16 protein-coding genes are annotated in these 16,237 nt (G+C 70.6%); 7 read left to right on the top strand and 9 right to left on the bottom strand.

Annotated features, from left to right (window positions below):
• Positions 1–95: 95 nt before the first annotated feature.
• The 4 genes from IEX89_RS19500 (at position 96) to hflX (ending at position 5,551) form a co-directional block, all read left to right on the top strand.
• Positions 96–2,345, top strand: coding sequence for a sensor histidine kinase (locus IEX89_RS19500; RefSeq protein ID WP_188914938.1), 2,250 nt, complete (start codon positions 96–98; stop codon positions 2,343–2,345).
• Positions 2,342–3,712, top strand: a complete 1,371-nt coding sequence (ntrX, locus tag IEX89_RS19495; protein WP_188914937.1) for a nitrogen assimilation response regulator NtrX — start codon at positions 2,342–2,344, stop codon at positions 3,710–3,712. Before IEX89_RS19500 ends, ntrX begins: the two co-directional genes overlap by 4 nt.
• 186 nt (positions 3,713–3,898) lie before the next feature.
• Positions 3,899–4,153 (top strand): RNA chaperone Hfq, encoded by a 255-nt coding sequence (gene hfq, locus IEX89_RS19490; RefSeq protein ID WP_188914936.1) that lies wholly within the window; start codon positions 3,899–3,901, stop codon positions 4,151–4,153.
• Positions 4,154–4,156: 3 nt separating this feature from the next.
• Positions 4,157–5,551 carry a GTPase HflX gene (gene hflX / locus IEX89_RS19485; RefSeq protein WP_188914935.1) on the top strand — a complete coding sequence of 465 codons (1,395 nt, stop codon included), beginning with the start codon at positions 4,157–4,159 and terminating at the stop codon, positions 5,549–5,551.
• A 3-nt stretch (positions 5,552–5,554) separates the two neighbouring features.
• On the opposite strand, the gene mazG is transcribed toward hflX, so the two are convergent.
• The gene (mazG, locus tag IEX89_RS19480; RefSeq protein WP_188914934.1) at positions 5,555–6,358 is read right to left on the bottom strand and encodes a nucleoside triphosphate pyrophosphohydrolase; all 804 of its coding nucleotides are present in this window, start codon (positions 6,356–6,358) and stop codon (positions 5,555–5,557) included.
• Positions 6,359–6,477: 119 nt separating this feature from the next.
• Between mazG and IEX89_RS19475 the strand changes: the two genes are divergently transcribed.
• The 3 genes from IEX89_RS19475 (at position 6,478) to IEX89_RS19465 (ending at position 9,099) form a co-directional block, all read left to right on the top strand.
• Positions 6,478–6,816, top strand: coding sequence for a hypothetical protein (locus tag IEX89_RS19475; protein WP_188914933.1), 339 nt, complete (start codon positions 6,478–6,480; stop codon positions 6,814–6,816).
• Positions 6,817–7,024: 208 nt separating this feature from the next.
• Positions 7,025–7,852, top strand: coding sequence for an MBL fold metallo-hydrolase (locus tag IEX89_RS19470; RefSeq protein WP_188914932.1), 828 nt, complete (start codon positions 7,025–7,027; stop codon positions 7,850–7,852).
• A 125-nt stretch (positions 7,853–7,977) separates the two neighbouring features.
• A complete protein-coding gene (locus IEX89_RS19465) occupies positions 7,978–9,099 on the top strand; it encodes an ion channel (RefSeq protein ID WP_188914931.1) in 1,122 nt (373 codons plus the stop codon).
• 75 nt (positions 9,100–9,174) lie between these two features.
• Here the strand turns inward: IEX89_RS19465 and IEX89_RS19460 are convergent, their stop codons facing one another.
• From IEX89_RS19460 to IEX89_RS19425, 8 genes are all read right to left on the bottom strand, one after another.
• Complete coding sequence (locus tag IEX89_RS19460) at positions 9,175–9,576, bottom strand: type II toxin-antitoxin system VapC family toxin (protein WP_188914930.1); 402 nt, start codon at positions 9,574–9,576, stop codon at positions 9,175–9,177.
• Complete coding sequence (locus tag IEX89_RS19455; protein WP_188914929.1) at positions 9,573–9,797, bottom strand: antitoxin; 225 nt, start codon at positions 9,795–9,797, stop codon at positions 9,573–9,575. Before IEX89_RS19455 ends, IEX89_RS19460 begins: the two co-directional genes overlap by 4 nt.
• Positions 9,798–9,880: 83 nt before the next feature.
• Complete coding sequence (locus tag IEX89_RS19450) at positions 9,881–10,690, bottom strand: MBL fold metallo-hydrolase (RefSeq protein ID WP_188914928.1); 810 nt, start codon at positions 10,688–10,690, stop codon at positions 9,881–9,883.
• Positions 10,690–11,496: a TatD family hydrolase gene (locus tag IEX89_RS19445; protein ID WP_188914927.1), complete on the bottom strand. Its 807-nt coding sequence runs from the start codon at positions 11,494–11,496 to the stop codon at positions 10,690–10,692. Before IEX89_RS19445 ends, IEX89_RS19450 begins: the two co-directional genes overlap by 1 nt.
• Before the next feature lie 13 nt (positions 11,497–11,509).
• On the bottom strand, positions 11,510–13,084 hold the full coding sequence (metG, locus tag IEX89_RS19440) for a methionine--tRNA ligase (RefSeq protein WP_188914926.1): 1,575 nt from the start codon (positions 13,082–13,084) through the stop codon (positions 11,510–11,512).
• Positions 13,085–13,131: 47 nt separating this feature from the next.
• Complete coding sequence (locus IEX89_RS19435) at positions 13,132–14,193, bottom strand: DNA polymerase III subunit delta' (RefSeq protein ID WP_188914925.1); 1,062 nt, start codon at positions 14,191–14,193, stop codon at positions 13,132–13,134.
• Positions 14,186–14,881 carry a dTMP kinase gene (gene tmk, locus IEX89_RS19430; protein ID WP_188915041.1) on the bottom strand — a complete coding sequence of 232 codons (696 nt, stop codon included), beginning with the start codon at positions 14,879–14,881 and terminating at the stop codon, positions 14,186–14,188. The genes IEX89_RS19435 and tmk overlap by 8 nt, the downstream gene beginning before the upstream one ends.
• Before the next feature lie 23 nt (positions 14,882–14,904).
• Positions 14,905–16,119, bottom strand: coding sequence for a D-alanyl-D-alanine carboxypeptidase family protein (locus IEX89_RS19425; protein WP_244645594.1), 1,215 nt, complete (start codon positions 16,117–16,119; stop codon positions 14,905–14,907).
• Positions 16,120–16,237: the final 118 nt, after the last annotated feature.

Here is a 16,237-nt window from a genome sequence, read left to right as displayed (position 1 = left end):
GACCGGCACTGTATTAGTTTCGCCACACTGTTGTGTGAACGCATCAGCGCGCCGGGGCCGAATCGCTCCGGGCGTTGGGGGAGCCCGAGGCCGACGTGAAGGACAAGCGACGCACGCCGAACGCGGACGAGGAGATCGGGGCGAGCGGGCCCGGCTGGCTCGGGCTCGCGCTCGTCGTGTCCGCCCTCGTCTCGGCGCTCGCGAGCTTCCTGATCCTGTCGGGCCTCACGCCGATCCAGCCGACCGAGAGCGTGACGCTCAACGCGCTCTTCATCAACATCGGCTTCATCCTGGCGCTCGCGCTGATGATGGCGATGCAGGCCCGCCGGCTGCTGCGGGCGCGGCGCGCGGGTGCGGCCGGCGCGCGGCTGCACCTGCGCTTCGTGGGCCTGTTCAGCGGCATCGCGACGGTGCCCGTGGTGGTCGTCGCCGTCGTCGCCTCGATCGCGCTGGCGCGGGGGCTCGAGCCCTGGTTCTCGGGCTGGATCGACACGCTCCTGCAGAACACGGTGGAGATCGCGCACGAGTACCGCGAGCTGCAATGCCGCACGCTCGCCCGCGAGACGACGCTGATGGCGGCGGATCTCGACCGCGCCAAGGTGCTCTACGACGCAGATCCCGCCCTGTTTCGCGAGTTCATGCGCTCGCGCGCCGTCTTCCTCGGCTTCCCGGTGGCCATGATGGTGGAGCCCGACGGGCGCGTCGTCGAGGAGATCGTCAACGTCCCGATCCCCGGCCTCCAAGTGCCGGGCCCGGAGGATCTCGATGACGCGGAAGTGGAGGACGCGCTGTGCCTCGTGCCCCGCGAGGATTCGGTCCTGCGCTCCATCCTCCGGCTGCAGGAGCACGACGGGCGCATCCTCTTCGTCACCCGCTTCGTCGATCGGCGAGCCCTCGACTTCCCCAACGAGGCGGAAGCGGGGATGAGCTACTACCGGCTGCTCGAGCAGCTCTCGAACGGCATCCAGGTCGCCTTCGCCTCGATGCTGGCGGTGATCACGCTGATCATCCTGCTCTCGGCGATCTGGTTCGGGATCGGCTCCGCGGACAGGCTGGTCTCGCCGATCAGGCGGCTGATCCGCGCCACGCAGCAGGTGGCGGAAGGGAATTTCTACGTCCAGGTCCCCGTGCGCCGCACGGAGGGCGATCTCGCCTTCCTCGGCCAGACCTTCAACGCCATGACCTCGGAGCTGCGCCGCCAGCACGACGGGCTCACCGCCGCGAGCGACCTGATCGATCGCCGCCGGCGCTTCACGGAAGCCGTGCTCTCGGGCGTCTCCGCCGGCGTCATCGGGCTCGACGCGCACGGCGCCGTGACGATCATGAACCCCTCCGCCGAGCGGCTCTTCGGCGTTCTCGAAGCCGACGTCGTCGGCCGCCCGGCCATCGACGCGCTGCCCGAGCTCGCCGCGCTCGTCGAGACGGCCCGCGCCTCGCGAACGCGCCTGACGCAGGAGCAGATCGCCATCCAGCGCGGCGGGCGCGAGCGCACGGTGGACGTGCGCGTCACCTCCGAGCAGGCGCGGGGGGACGAGAAGGGCTTCGTCGTCACCCTCGACGACATCACCGATCTCGTCGCCGCCCAGCGCACGTCCGCCTGGGCGGACGTGGCCCGGCGCATCGCCCACGAGATCAAGAACCCGCTGACCCCGATCCAGCTCTCGGCCGAGCGCATCCGGCGCAAGTACGGCAAGGTGATCACGGAGGATCGGGCGGTGTTCGACCAGTGCACGGACACGATCGTGCGCCAGGTGGACGACATCAAGCGCATGGTGGACGAGTTCTCCTCCTTCGCGCGCATGCCCAAGCCCAAGCTCGAGGGGGACGAGGATCTCACCGACACGCTCCGCCAGGCGGTGTTCATGATGCGCATCGCCCATCCCGACATCGCCTTCGTCGACGAGCTGCCGGAGACGCCACTGCACGCCCGCTTCGATCGGCGCCTGGTCTCGCAGGCCGTGACGAACATCCTCAAGAACGCCGCCGAGGCGATCAGCGAATCGCCCGACGTGCCGCAGGGCGAGGGACGGATCAGCGTCGGCATCGCCCGCGAGGACGGGATCCTCGCCATCGACGTGATCGACACGGGCCGCGGATTCCCGGTGGAGAACCGCCAGAGGCTGCTCGAGCCCTACATGACAACCCGCGAGAAGGGCACCGGCCTCGGCCTGCCCATCGTCGCGAAGATCTTCGAGGAGCACGGCGGCGGCGTCGAGCTCCGCGACAATCCGGCCGGCCGGGGCGCCTGGGTGCGCCTCTGGTTCCCGGTCGAGGACGCGCCCGCCGGGCGCGCCGACGAGACCCGCGCCGAGACGGCGCCAGCTTCGGGGGCGACGACGCCATGAGTGCCGACATTCTCATCGTCGACGACGAGACCGACATCCGCGACCTCGTCGCGGGCATCCTGGAGGACGAGGGGCATCGCTGCCGCACGGCCGGCTCGTCCGACGACGCGCTGGCCGCGATCGAGAGCCGGCGCCCGCATCTCGTCTTCCTCGACATTTGGCTGCAGGGCTCGCGCCTCGACGGGCTGCAGGTGCTCGAGCAGGTCAAGGCCAGCCATCCCGAACTGCCGATCGTCATGATCTCGGGCCACGGCAACATCGAGACCGCCGTCTCTGCCATAAAGCTCGGCGCCTACGACTTCATCGAGAAGCCGTTCAAGGCCGATCGGCTCGTTCTCGTCGCGGAGCGGGCGCTGGAGGCCTCGCGGCTCAAACGCGAAGTGCGCGAGCTCAAGGCGCGCTCGGCCCAGGCGAGCCGGATCTGCGGCAAGTCCCACGCCATCAACCAGCTGCGCCAGACCATCGAGCGCGTGGCGCCGACGAACGCGCGCGTCCTCATCACGGGTGCGCCGGGCTCCGGCAAGGAGCTTGCGGCACGCACGCTGCACGGCCTCTCGACCCGCGCCAACGGGCCCTTCGTCGTCATCAACGCGGCGACGATCACGCCCGATACCATGGAGGCGGAGCTCTTCGGCATCGAATCGGGCGAGGCGCGCGAGCGCCGGGTCGGCGCGCTGGAGGAGGCGCACGGCGGCACGCTCTACATCGACGAGATCGCCGACTTCCCCAAGGAGACCCAGGCGCGCATCCTGCGCGTGCTCGTCGAGCAGAACTTCCAGCGCGTGGGCGGCACGACGCGCGTCCACGTGGACGTGCGCATCGTCTCCTCCTCGAGCCGCGATCTCGCGGCGGAGATCGCCGCCGGCCGGCTGCGGGAGGACCTGTTCCACCGCCTCTCCGTCGTGCCGATCCGCGTGCCGGCGCTGGCCGAGCGCCGCGAGGACGTGCCGGAGCTCATCGCCTTCTTCATGGACCAGATCACGCGCGCCACGGGCCTGCCCCCGCGTCGCATCGGCCACGACGCGCTCGCCGTTCTGCAGACGCACGACTGGCCGGGCAACGTGCGCCAGCTGCGCAACAACGTCGAGCGGCTGATGATTCTCGCCGCCGGCGACGTCGAGACGGAGGTGACGGCGGACATGCTCCCCGCCGAGGTGGGCGCGCTCGTGCCCGCGACGCCGAGCGGGACGGGGGGCGAGAAGCTGATGAGCCTGCCCTTGCGCGAGGCGCGCGAGATCTTCGAGCGCGAATACCTGATGGCGCAGATCGCACGCTTCTCGGGGAACATCTCCCGTACGGCCGAGTTCATCGGCATGGAGCGCTCGGCGCTCCATCGCAAGCTCAAGTCGCTCGGCGTCGGCGGCTGAGGCGGGGTGCCTTGCCACGCGACGGCTTGTGCGAAAAAGCGCGTACGCACGTTCGGGGGGCTTGCCTTGTCGCCGCCTCGCATCTGTAATGGGAGTGCCGGTTCAGGGCCGTCGTCGGGCGGCCGATCTAATCTCTCGAGGCACCTGACCCCAAGACCGGCGGCGGCAGGGTGACGAGGCAAACTCATGGCGGGCGAGCGCGCGCAGAACCTTCAGGACACGTTCCTCAACCACGTTCGCAAGAACAAGGTCCCACTGACCATCTTCCTCGTGAACGGCGTGAAGCTCCAAGGCGTCGTCACCTGGTTCGACAATTTCTGCGTCCTGTTGCGCCGTGATGGACATTCGCAGCTCGTCTACAAGCACGCGATCTCCACGATCATGCCGGGTCACCCGATCCAGCTGTTCGAGCAGAACGACGAGGGCGCCGAGAAAGGCTGATTCGTGACAGAGGCGAATACGCCCGGCGAGGAGAGGCTCCAGCGGCTCGCCGAGCCCGAGAAGGAAGTCGCCTCGGGGACGCCTACGCTCGTCCTCGGGCCGTATCTCACGCGCCGCCGCTCGGGCGGGGAGGGGGACGGCCCGGCGCCGAACCCGCGCGCCTTCGAGGCGCGGCTGGAGGAGGCCATCGGCCTCGCCGGCGCCATCGATCTCCACGTGGTTGACGGGGTCGTCACCGCCATCGCGTCGCCGCGACCGGCGACCTTTCTCGGCAAGGGCAAGGTCGAGGAGATCAAGGGCGTGATCGAGGCGCACGGCGTGCGTCTCGTCGTGATGGATTGCGCGCTCTCGCCGGTCCAGCAGCGCAACCTCGAGAAGGAATGGGGCGCCAAGGTCATCGACCGTACGGGCCTCATCCTGGAGATCTTCGGGCGGCGCGCCCGCACCAAGGAGGGCACGCTTCAGGTCGAGCTCGCCCACCTGAACTACCAGAAGAGCCGCCTCGTCCGCTCCTGGACCCACCTCGAGCGCCAGCGCGGCGGCTACGGCTTCCTCGGCGGCCCCGGCGAGACGCAGATCGAGGCGGATCGCCGCCAGATCCAGGAGCGCATGACCCGCATCGAGCGTGATCTCGAGACGGTGACGCGCACGCGCGCGCTCCATCGCACCTCGCGTCGGCGCGTGCCCTATCCCATCATCGCGCTGGTCGGCTACACCAACGCCGGCAAGTCCACGCTCTTCAACGGCATGACCCGCGCCGACGTCATGGCCGAGAACATGCTGTTCGCGACCCTCGACCCGACCTCGCGGGCGATCGAGCTGCCGCACGGCGAGAAGGCTATCCTGTCGGACACGGTGGGCTTCATCTCCGACCTGCCGACGATGCTGGTGGCCGCCTTCCGCGCGACGCTGGAGGACGTCATCGAGGCCGACGTGCTGCTGCACGTGCGGGACGTCTCCCACGGGGAGACGCAGGCGCAGGCCGACGACGTACGTCAGGTCCTGCGCGATCTCGACATCGATCCGGAGGATCGCGGGCGCATCATCGAGGTCTGGAACAAGGCCGACCTCATCGACGCCGACGAGCGGGCCCGGCTGGAGGCGATCATCGCCCGCATGGACCCGGCCGAGCGCCCGGCGCTCGTCTCCGCCGCGACGGGGGAGGGGATCGACGAGCTTCTGCGCGTCGTCGAGGATCGCATCGCGCGGGGCCGCCCGACCTACACCGTCTCCCTCGACCCCGCCGACGGCGCGGGCGCCAACTGGCTCTACGAGCAGGCGGAGATCTTCGAGCGGCAGGACCACGAGGATCGCATCGACTTCCTCGTGCGCATCGCCTCCGAGAAGGAGCCGCGCCTGCTCCAGCGCTTCCCGAAGGCGCGACGCCGCGCGGCGTGAGGGCTAGCGCGGCGTCTTCGCCGCCACCCAGTGCCGCTCCATCTCGTCGAGGGACGCCTCCGCCAGCGTGCGTCCCTGCGCGGCGAGCGCGTCCTCGATCGCGGCGAAGCGGGTGGTGAACTTCGCGTTCGTCCCGGAGAGCGCCGCTTCCGGATCGACGTCGCAATGGCGGGCGAGGTTCGCCACCGAGAACAGCAGATCGCCGATCTCGTCGGCGATCGCCGCCCTGTCGCCGGCGGCGATCGCCTCCTCGGCCTCCGCCAGCTCCTCGCGGATCTTGGCGATGACGTCCTCGGTGCACGTCCAGTCGAAGCCGACCTTGGCGGCGCGGCGGGTGAGCTTGTCGGCGCGCGTGAGGGCAGGGGCCGCGCGCGGAACGTCGTCGAGATGCCGGGCGGGCCGCTCGCCGCGGCTCGCGGCGCGCTCGGCCTTCTCGGCGGCCTTGATCTCCCCCCACAGAGCCTTGATCTCCTCGGGCGAGCGGGTGCGGCGCTCGCCGAAGACGTGGGGATGGCGGCGGATCAGCTTCGTCGTGATCGCCTCGACCACGTCGCCGAAGGCGAAGGCGCCGGCCTCCTCGGCCATGCGGGCGTGGAAGACGACCTGGAGCAGAAGGTCGCCGAGCTCGTCGCGCAGATCCGCGAGATCGCCGCGCTCGACGGCGTCGGCGACCTCGTAGGCCTCCTCGATGGTGAAGGGGACGATGGTCTCGAAGGTCTGCTTCACGTCCCAGGCGCAGCCCGTCTCCGGGTCGCGCAGAGCGGCCATGATGGCGAGGAGACGATCGATGTCCTTGGATGGGGTCACGTGCCGGGCTCCCGATCATGGTTCACCCGTCCTTAACGCGACCGGCTCAGTTTGACGAGGTACCCGAGTCGAAGGCCCGCCGGCCCGAGGCCCCGAAGTTCAAGTCGAGTTGCGTCCGCATGCCCCTTTCGTCGCCCGCCGCCGCCACCGAGCGTCCCTCCGCGACCCTCGTTCCCTTTCCGCTCCGCCCCGCTCTCGTCCCCTCCCACCTGCGCTCGCGCGATCTGCAGAAGCGGCTGATGGATGCCGTCTTCGCTACGCGCAGCTTGGACGTGGAGGCGCAGGACGTCGCGACCAAGCGGGTCGCCGCGCGTCTCCAGATCCTGGGCTTCGTCGCCATCGAGGAGGTGGCCGAGGGCGGCCGCACGCGCCGCCTGCGCGCCTCCGAGGCCATCGAGGCCGAGCCCGGCCTGCCGTGGCGGCTGTCCCGCGCCGAGGGCGGCGTGTTCGCGGGGTAGAAGACTTCATGAGCTCGGCTCATGAAGCCGCACGGGACCTCGTTCGGTTCGACGAACGAGCGTGGCCGAGCCCGCTCCCCGCGCTTGCATGCGCGCATACGGCCCCGTGAAACGCGGCTGCTGCAAAGCGTCGCGCTCACGCTTTCGTCGATTGATCGCTCCCGTCCCTCCGTCATCCTCGACCGATCGGCGATGGACGGAGGCGCGGATGACGAGTGCTCGACCTTTCCCGAAGCGCATCGCGAGCCTCGCGCTCGCGATCGGCATGGCGTTCGCGGCTCCCACGGGCGTGGCCGCGCAGGACGCGGCCGATCCCCTTCGCAATTGCCCGCCCATGCTCGCGGGCCTCGGCTCGCTGATCCATCGCGCCGCGCTGGCCGAGGACGAGGCGGCGCTCACCTTCGTGGGGCACGCGACCTTCCTCGTGGAGAGCGCAGGCGGCGTGAGCGTCGCGACGGACTACAACGACTACGTCCGCCCCGACCGCGTCCCCACCATCGCCACCATGAACCGCGCGCACCGCACGCACTTCTCGGTCGCGCCGGACCCCGCCATCGCACACGTCCTGCGCGGCTGGAATCCCGAAGGCGGCCCCGCCGAGCACGATGTCGAGGTCGGGGACGTGCGGGTGCGCAACGTCACGACCAACACCCGCTCCGGCATGGGCACGGAGTACGACGAGAACTCGATCTTCGTCGTCGAGACGGCGGGGCTGTGCATCGCCCATCTCGGGCACCTGCACCACGTGCTGGAGCCCGAGCATCTCGTCGCGCTCGGGCGGGTCGACGTGGCGCTCGCGCCGGTGGACGGCTCCTACACGCTCGACACCCAAGGCATGATCGAGACGCTGCGGCGCATGGGCCCTCGCCTCGTCGTGCCGATGCACTTCTTCTCGCAAGGGCGCCTGGAGCAGTTCCTCGAGGCCGCGAGCCCGCATTTCGAGATCGCGCGCGCCGGCGCGGCGTCGGTGATCCTGTCGCGGGACCGTCTGCCTGACCGCCCGACCATCCTCGTCCTGGACGGTCCCGGGCGCTGAGGGCGTCGCGCGAGGGCAGGGGCCCCGCAGAGGGTGACGGGAGGAGCGCGGCCGGAACCGCTCCGCCGGCCGGGCGGTTCACGGCAGGCGGGCCGCATGGGCGCCCGCGAAACCAAGACGCCGCCGTGCCTCCTCTCCTCGCTGCTCTCGCCCTTCTCCTCGCTTTCCTCGCAGCCTCGGTGCCCGCACGGGTCGGTGCGCAGACGCTTACCGCCGATCCCCCGCCGCTCATGCCGATCCCGGTCGCGCCCGCGCCGGTCTCGCCCGAACGCGAGACGCTCGTCGTCGGCATCGCCGAGATGCCGCCCTACGCCATCGCGATGGAGGACGGCGCCTGGTCCGGCGCCGCGGTCGATCTGTGGCGCATGACGGCCGAGGAGCTGGGCCTGGATTACGAGCTCGTCGCCGCGCAGGGCAGGGCGCTGGCGCAGGGCGTGGCGGACGGCAGCTTCGATTTGGCTCTGCCGCTCGTCGCGAGCGCCGAGGCGGAACGCGCCGTCGATCTCACGGTCGCCATCGAGGCGGCGCCCGTCGGGGTCGCGCGGATGCGCACGAACGGCATCCTCGAGGTGGTGCGCAATCTCCTGGGCGTGCAGTTCCTGATCATCGTCGCGACGCTGTCGGTGCTCCTGCTCGTGGTCGGCGCGATCATCTGGGTGATCGAGCGGCGCCGCAACGAGACGCAGTTCTCGCCCGGGATCGTACGCGGGCTCGGCGACGGCTTCTGGTGGGCCGGCGTGACACTCACGACGATCGGCTACGGCGACAAGGCGCCGGTCACGCTGGCCGGGCGCGCCGTCGCCATGATCTGGATGCTCGTCGGCCTCGTCGTCTCGGCGGCGCTGACGGCGTCGCTCGTGACGCTCGCGGGCGTCGGCGACGGGACGCAGCGCATCGTGCTGCCCGAGGACCTGCGTGGCGAGCGCGTCGGCGTCGTTCCCGGCAGCGCCGTCGCCGGGCTTCTCGACGATGCCGGCATCGCCCACGAGCCGGTCGATACGGTGGAGGCCGGGCTGGAGGCGGTCCGCAGCGGACGGCTCGACGCCTTCGCCGGACCGGCGCCCACGCTGTCGGCCGCCGTGAGTGGCCGGCTCGTCGTGGAGGAAACGCGCATCCGTCCGCTCCACGTCACGGTCGCGGCGCCCGAAGGCTCGAGCCTCGTCGAGACGCTCGACCGCGCCTTCCTCGATCGCCTGGCTGGCCCGGGCTGGCTGGAACTGCGCCGCCGTTACGGAGCGGGGGAGTGAAAATCGCCCCGCAGCTCTACGCCTGTGAGACGCATAAGATATATTATGGAACCAAATTAGCGATGCAGCTGAGCGTCAGGCCGTCCAATCTTCCACGACGAGGTCCGGGACGCGCTCGAACTCGCGCACGTTCGCCGTCACGAGCGTGAGCCCGAGCGACAGAGCGTGAGCCGCGATCCAGAGATCGTTGCCGCCGATCATGGCGCCTCGCCGCTCGAGATCGGCGCGGATGCGGCCGTATGCGATCGCTACATCGGGACCCAGGGGTAACGCGGGGACCAGAGCAATCAGCTTCGTGAGGCGTGCCTCCTGTACATCCGAGACAGCCTTCTCGACATAAAGCCGCAGCTCACCGAACGTAATCACCGACATCACCGCCGAGCCGACGGAAAGCTGTTGGAATCGTGCGAGAACCCGCGGATCTCGCGATCGCCGGATGTGGATGCAAATGTTCGTGTCGAGCATGAAGCCCGTCATCGATCGTGGTCTCGCGTCTGGGGCGGCGGATCGATCCGATCCTCGTCCAGAGGCAGGTCGGAGATGAGTTGGAAGGCCTCGGCCAACGTCCTGTCGCGCTCCTTGAGCACCACCTCGTCCCCGCGGCGGAAGACCTCCACCTCCTCGGACCTGAACGAGATGCCCTCGGGCAGCTCGACCGTCTGCCCGTGATCGGATCTCACGATCTTTGCCGTGGCCATGACGAACATCCTCCGCGTGAGGCGCGATTATAGGCGCACTCGCGCTGCGCACCAATCGTCGTCCGACCGGCGAGATGAGTTACTCAAATCTCGATCCGCATGCCGTCGTAGGCCGGCTCGACGCCCGCCGGCAGCCGGGCTTTGAGCGCGTCGTAGTCGAGATCGGTGTGGAGGTTCGTCAGCACCGCACGGCGCGGGCGCACGCGCTCGATCAGCGCGAGAGCGTCCGAGACGCTGTAATGCGAGGGATGCGGCGTGTCGCGCAGCGCGTCGATCACCAGCGTGTCGAGGCCGGCGAGCATCGCCTCGGCCGCCGACGGCATCACGCTCACGTCGGGCGCATAGGCGAAGTCGCCGAAGCGGAAGCCCAGCGCGTCCTGCGAGCCGTGGCGCAGGCGGAACGGACGCGCCTCGACGACCCCGCCCGCGCCCTCGACGAGGATCGGCTCCGGGTCGCAAATGCGTCGCTCCTCGAGGATCGGCGGGTAGTCGCTGCCCTCGGGCGTGCGGAAGCAATAGCCGAAGCGCTCGATGAGCGAGGCCGATGTCGCCGCGTCCGCCCAGACCGGGATGCGCTTGCGCATGTGGATCACGATCGGGCGAAGATCGTCGATGCCGTGGGTGTGGTCGGCATGATCGTGCGTGTAAAGCACGCCGTCCAAGTGCCTGATCTCGTTGTCGATCAGCTGCAGCCGCAGGTCGGGACCGGTGTCGACGAGAACGCTCGTCTCGCCGTCGGTGCCGATGCGGGCGACGTGCAGCGCGCAGCGCCGGCGGCGATTGCGCGGCTCGGCCGGATCGCACTTGCCCCAGCCCGAGCCCGGGCGCGGGACGCCGCCGGAGGAGCCGCAGCCGAGGATCGTCGCCACGAGGCGAGGCGAGGGTGCGCTCATCACCCCTCCCCGTCCTGGCCTACGCCGTCGAGCACGGCGGACTTCTTGAACAGACGATAGAAGTTCGCCGTCGTCGCCTGCGCGAGCGCATCCCGGCTCATGCCGAGCGTCTCGGCGAGCGAGGCCGCCGTCATGGCGACGTAGGCCGGCTCGTTCGGCTTTCCGCGCCTGGGCTGGGGCGCGAGATAGGGCGCGTCGGTCTCCACCAGGATGCGCTCGCGCGGCACGGAGCGGGCGATTGCGCGCAGCTCGTCCGAGCTCTTGAAGGTGACGATGCCCGAGAAGGACACGTAGAGCCCGAGCTCCACGCCCGCCCGCGCCAGCGCGGGGCCCGACGAGAAGCAGTGCAGCACGGCGTCGAAACGCCCCTGCCCCATCTCCTCGGTGAGGATCGCGGTCATGTCGTCGTCGGCGTCACGGGCGTGGATGACGAGCGGCAGGCCGCTCTCGCGCGCGGCGGCGATGTGGGCGCGGAAGACGCGCTCCTGCACGTCGCGCGGGCTCTTGTCGTAAAAATAGTCGAGCCCCGCCTCGCCGATGGCGATGCAGCGCGGATGACGCGCGAGATCGACGAGCGTCTCCGGCATCACGTCGGGCTCGGTCGCCGCGTTGTGCGGATGCGTGCCCACCGTGCAGAAGATCCGCGCGTCCCGCTCCGCCAGCGCGCGGTACGTCTCGACCTTCGAGACGAAGGTCGAGATCGTCACCATACGCCCGACGCCGGCGGCCTCGGCACGGGCGAGGACGCCGTCGAGATCGTCGCCGAGCCCCGGGAAGTCGAGGTGGCAATGGCTGTCGATCAGCATGCGCGCACCGTCCTCACGCCGCCCCCGCGTCGGGCGCGGCGTCCGGCTCGGGCGCGACGTAGCGCGGGAATATCGGGGCGGGCGCGGGCAGGGCCGTGCCGGGGGCGAGGCGACCGCCCTCCCCCACGTCCGCCAGCATCCGCTCGTCGTCCGGTACGGCCAGGAGATCGAGCAGCTTCGCCGCCGCGCTCGGGATCGCGGGCTGCGCGGCGATCCCGACGGCGCGCAGGACCTCGATCGTGACGTAGAGCACGGTCTCCATGCGCGCCGGGTCGGTCTTGCGCAAAGCCCACGGCTCCTGCGAGGCGAAATAGCGGTTGGCGTCGCCCACCACGGCCCAGATGTCCGCGAGCATGGTGTGGATGGCGTAGGAGCCCATGGCCGCGCGCGCCTTCTGCGGCAGCGCGTCCGCGGCCTCCAAAATCTCGCGATCGGCCTCCGACAGCGCGCCGAGGGTCGGGACCTTGCCCTCGCAATTCTTGGCGATCATCGACAGCGAGCGCTGCGCGAGGTTGCCGAGATCGTTGGCGAGGTCCGCGTTGATCCGGTTGGCGATCCCTTCCGGCGAATAGCTGCCGTCCTGCCCGAAGGGCACTTCGCGCAGGAAGAAGTAGCGGATCTGGTCGACGCCGTAGGTGTCGGCGAGGTTGAAGGGGTCGACGACGTTGCCGACCGACTTCGACATCTTCTCCCCCTTCACCAGCAGGAAGCCGTGCCCGAAGACGCTCTTCGGCAACGGCAGGCCCGCCGACATGAGGAAGGCCGGCCAGTAGACCGTATGGAAGCGCGTGATGTCCTTGCCGATGACGTGCAGGTCAGCCGGCCAGTACTTCGCCCGGTCCGCCTCCGGATCGGGGAAGCCCGTGCCGGAGAGGTAGTTCGTCAGCGCGTCGATCCAGACGTACATGACGTGGTCCGGATCGTCCGGCACCGGCACGCCCCAGTCGAACGTGGTGCGCGAGATCGAGAGGTCCTCGAGCCCGCGCTTGACGAAGGCCACGATCTCGTTGCGCCGGGCGGTCGGCGCGATGAAGTCCGGGTTCGCCTCGTAATGGGCGAGGAGTCGCTCCTGATAGGCGGAGAGGCGGAAGAAGTAGCTCTTCTCCTCGATCCATTGCACCGGCGAGCCGGTGGGCGCCAGCCGCGTGCCGTCGGGGGCCTGCGTCAGCTCGCCCTCGTCGAAATAGGCCTCGTCGCGCACCGAGTACCAGCCGGAATACTCGCCGAGATAGATGTCGCCGTTCGCCTTCATCCGCCGCCAGAGCTCCTGGACGGAGGCGTAATGGTCCGTGTCCGTGGTACGGATGAAGCGATCGAACGAGCACGAGAGCCGCTCCCCCATCTCGCGGAAGCGCCCGGCCATGCGGTCGACGTAGGCGCGCGGCGTCGTCTGCGCCTTCGTCGCGGTCTGCTGGATCTTGAGCCCGTGCTCGTCCGTGCCGGTCATGAAGAAGACGTCGCGGCCGTCGAGCCGCATGAAGCGCGCGATGGCGTCCGCCGCCACCACCTCGTAGGCGTGGCCGATATGCGGTTCGCCGTTGGGATAGGAGATCGCCGTCGTGATGTAGTAGGGCTTCTTGTCGGCCATCGTCGATCCTCGCGCGCGGGCAGGTGACGAGAGCGCCCTGCCCTGTACTATCTCGTCGCGCGGACCGCCTCGGCAAGGTCCCCGAAGAGGGTCAGGACCAGCGGGCGCCGGTCCAGATTGTAGGTGTCGGCCTCGGCGGCGGCGCGGGCGGACTTCTCACATACCTCGACGAGCGGCGCAAGGCGACGCGCCCCCTCCCCGGCCCGCGTCTCGACGATGGAGATCGCCCAGCGCTCCACCGTCTCGAGCGTGAGCTCCAGGTCCTGCTCCGCGCCCCGGCGCGCGAGCCGGTCCGCCAGCGCGCCGACCTTGCGCCAGTCGATCGCCGGCAAGGCGGCCAGCAGGCCCTCCACGGTCTGGACCGTGCGCGCGCGCTCGGGGTCGAGGAGGGCGATCGCGCGCCGCGCCGATCCCTCGGCGGCGCCGATGGCGGTCGACAGCGCGTCGTCCGGCGCCGAGCCGATCGGCTCGGGGAGCGAGCGGATCACGCGCGCGAGCGGATCGTCGGCGAGCGGGCGCAGGAGGAGCTTGCGGCAGCGCGAGCGGATCGTCGGCAGCACGCGCTGGGGCGCGTGCGAGAGGATGAGGAAGAGCGAGCGCGGCGGCGGCTCCTCCACCATCTTCAGGAGCGCGTTGGCGGAGGCCGGGATCAGGTCGTCGGCGGCGTCGACGATGCACACGCGATAGCCCGCATCCGCCGCCGTCGAGCCGAAGAGCTGGAGGGCGCGGCGGACCTCGTCGACGGGGATCGTCGTCGAGGCCGCCTTCTTCTCGGTGGCGGGCACGCGTCGCAGGACGAACAGACCCGGATGTGAGAGCACCGACACCTGCCGCGCGGCGCGCGAACCCTCCGGCACGTCGAGGCTCGCCACCGGCTCGGGCGTGCGCCCGCCACGATCGAGCACGAACTTCGCCACGCGGTAGGCGAGCGTCGCCTTTCCGATCCCCTCCGGCCCGCCGATGAGCCAGGCGTGATGCAGCCGCCCGGAGCCGTAGGCGTCGAGAAAGGCGCGCTCGGCCTCCTCGTGGCCGAAGAGCACGTCGCGCTCGCGCGGATGCGGTGCGCCGGGGAGCTGGTCCGGTTCCGCGAGGGGCGTCTTGTCAGCCATGGACGACGTCCGGTTCCGCGGCGGGCTCTTCGCGCACCGGCGTCGCATGCCCGAGACGCGGCTCGACGGCGGCCGCGATGCGCGCCTCCACCGTCTCGACATCTCCGGACGCGTCGATCACGACGCAGCGCTCCGGCTCGCGGGCGGCGATGGCGTGGAAGGCCTCCCGCAGCTTCTCGTGGAAGGCGAGCGCCTCGCCCTCGTAGCGATCGGCCCCCTCCCCCGCGCCCGTCCCCTCGCGGCGCGAGGCGGCGCGGGCGAGTGCCGTCGCGACCGGGAGATCGAGGATCAACGTCAGATCCGGGCGCGTCTCGCCCACCGCGCAGCGCTCCAGCGCGTCGATGAGGGGCGTCGCCACCGAGCCGGCCGCGCCCTGATAGGCGCGGGTCGAATCGGCGAAGCGGTCGCAAAGCACGATCGCGCCCGCGGCCAGCGCCGGGCGGATCGTCGCCTCGAGATGATCCTGCCGCGCGCGGGCGAAGAGCAGCGCCTCCGCGAACGGCCCGAGCTTCTTCGCCTCCCCCGAGAGGATGGCGCGGCGCAGCTCCTCGGCGTGCGGCGAGCCGCCGGGCTCGCGCGTCGTCACGACGGCGTAGCCGCGGGAGCGCAGGCGCTCCGCGAGGCGGGCGATCTGCGTGGACTTGCCGGTCCCCTCCCCGCCTTCGAAGGTGATGAAGCGCGCCCCCATGCGCCCGCTCGCAGAGCGCTCGCTCACGAGGCGTCCGGCTCGGCCGCCGGATCGCCGAAGATCGCGCGGCGCACGGCGCCCGCGCCGAGCTCCCAGAGCCCGTCGACCGCGCGTCGCGAGACCGGCCCGCGCGCCACGCTCTCCGCCGTCTCGAGCGGCGCCTCGAGCGCGAGCGCGTCCCCGCGCATGACGCGCAGCCGCCCCACCGGGACGCCCGCGTCGACCGGCGGCATCAGCGGGCCCTCGTAGACGATGCGCGCGGAGAGCCGTTGGTCGTCGCCGCGCGGGAGCAGGATCTCGATGGGACGGCTCGCCGTCAGCGCGACGTATGGGCTCGCGCCCCCGAAGACCTGCGCCTCGCCCACGACCTCGCCCGGCTCGAAGAGCCGCCTGCGCTCGAAGGCGCGAAAGCCCCATTCGAGCAGCTTGCGCGCCTCGTTCGCCCGCTCCCGCGCGGTGTCGAGGCCGTTGACGACGACGATCAGCCTCTGGCCGTCCTGCACGGCCGAGCCGACGAGCCCGTAGCCGGATTCGGAGAGGAAGCCGGTCTTCACCCCGTCCGCGCCGATGTTCATGGTCAGGAGATCGTTGCGGTTGCGCTGGGTGATGCCGTTCCAGGCGAAGCTCTCCTCGCCGAAGATGGCGTAGATCTCGGGCGATTCCCGGATGAGGTGCAGCGTCAGGTCGGCGAGCTCGCGCGCCGTCGTCACCTGCTCGGGATCGTGGTAGCCGGTGGCGTTGCGCCATTCGGAGCGCTCGAGCCCGATCTCGCGGGCGTGGCGCGTCATCATCCGCGCGAACGCCTCCTCGGAGCCGGCGATCCCCTCCGCCGCGGCGATGGAGGCGTCGTTGCCCGAATGCACGATGATGCCGCGCAGGAGATCGGGAAGCGCGATCTCGCTGCCGACCTCCGCGAACATGGTCGAGCCGCCCGACGGCGCGCCGCCCCTGCGCCAGGCGTTCTCGGACACGACGAACGTGTCGGCGTCGTCGAGGCGGCCCTGGCGGATCTCCTCGGCGATGGTCTCCACCGTCATGATCTTCGCCATGGAGGCGGGGACCATGGGCTCGTCGGCGTTCTGCGCGAAGAGCACGGTGCCCGTCGCCACGTCGACGAGATAGGCCTGCTTCGCGCTCGTCTCGAAGGCGGCCGACGGCGCGAGACCGGCGATCGAGAGGACGACGACGGCGATCAGGGCGAGGGTCGCGCGCAGGGCGTCGCGCGCGCCATGAGACACGGTGGGCAAGACGCAGCTCCGTTGCGAGGCAGGCGCACCTTGCGCGAGGCGGGGGACAAAATCAACGTCGCCCCCGCATCGGCCTCCGGCGCCCCTCGCCGAACGCCGGCCGCGCGCG

Source organism: Salinarimonas ramus (assembly GCF_014645695.1).
In the GTDB taxonomy this organism is placed as follows: Bacteria; Pseudomonadota; Alphaproteobacteria; order Rhizobiales; family Beijerinckiaceae; genus Salinarimonas; species Salinarimonas ramus.
This window is presented reverse-complemented; position numbering and strand designations above follow the sequence as displayed.

Coding starts and splice junctions, on each gene's coding strand:
- ntrX (WP_188914937.1), top strand. CDS start 2,342: ATGAGTGCCGACATTCTCATCGTCGACGACGAGACCGACATCCGCGAC.
- hfq (WP_188914936.1), top strand. CDS start 3,899: ATGGCGGGCGAGCGCGCGCAGAACCTTCAGGACACGTTCCTCAACCAC.
- IEX89_RS19475 (WP_188914933.1), top strand. CDS start 6,478: ATGCCCCTTTCGTCGCCCGCCGCCGCCACCGAGCGTCCCTCCGCGACC.
- IEX89_RS19470 (WP_188914932.1), top strand. CDS start 7,025: ATGACGAGTGCTCGACCTTTCCCGAAGCGCATCGCGAGCCTCGCGCTC.
- IEX89_RS19460 (WP_188914930.1), bottom strand. CDS start 9,576: ATGACGGGCTTCATGCTCGACACGAACATTTGCATCCACATCCGGCGA.
- IEX89_RS19455 (WP_188914929.1), bottom strand. CDS start 9,797: ATGGCCACGGCAAAGATCGTGAGATCCGATCACGGGCAGACGGTCGAG.
- IEX89_RS19450 (WP_188914928.1), bottom strand. CDS start 10,690: ATGAGCGCACCCTCGCCTCGCCTCGTGGCGACGATCCTCGGCTGCGGC.
- IEX89_RS19445 (WP_188914927.1), bottom strand. CDS start 11,496: ATGCTGATCGACAGCCATTGCCACCTCGACTTCCCGGGGCTCGGCGAC.
- metG (WP_188914926.1), bottom strand. CDS start 13,084: ATGGCCGACAAGAAGCCCTACTACATCACGACGGCGATCTCCTATCCC.
- IEX89_RS19435 (WP_188914925.1), bottom strand. CDS start 14,193: ATGGCTGACAAGACGCCCCTCGCGGAACCGGACCAGCTCCCCGGCGCA.
- tmk (WP_188915041.1), bottom strand. CDS start 14,881: ATGGGGGCGCGCTTCATCACCTTCGAAGGCGGGGAGGGGACCGGCAAG.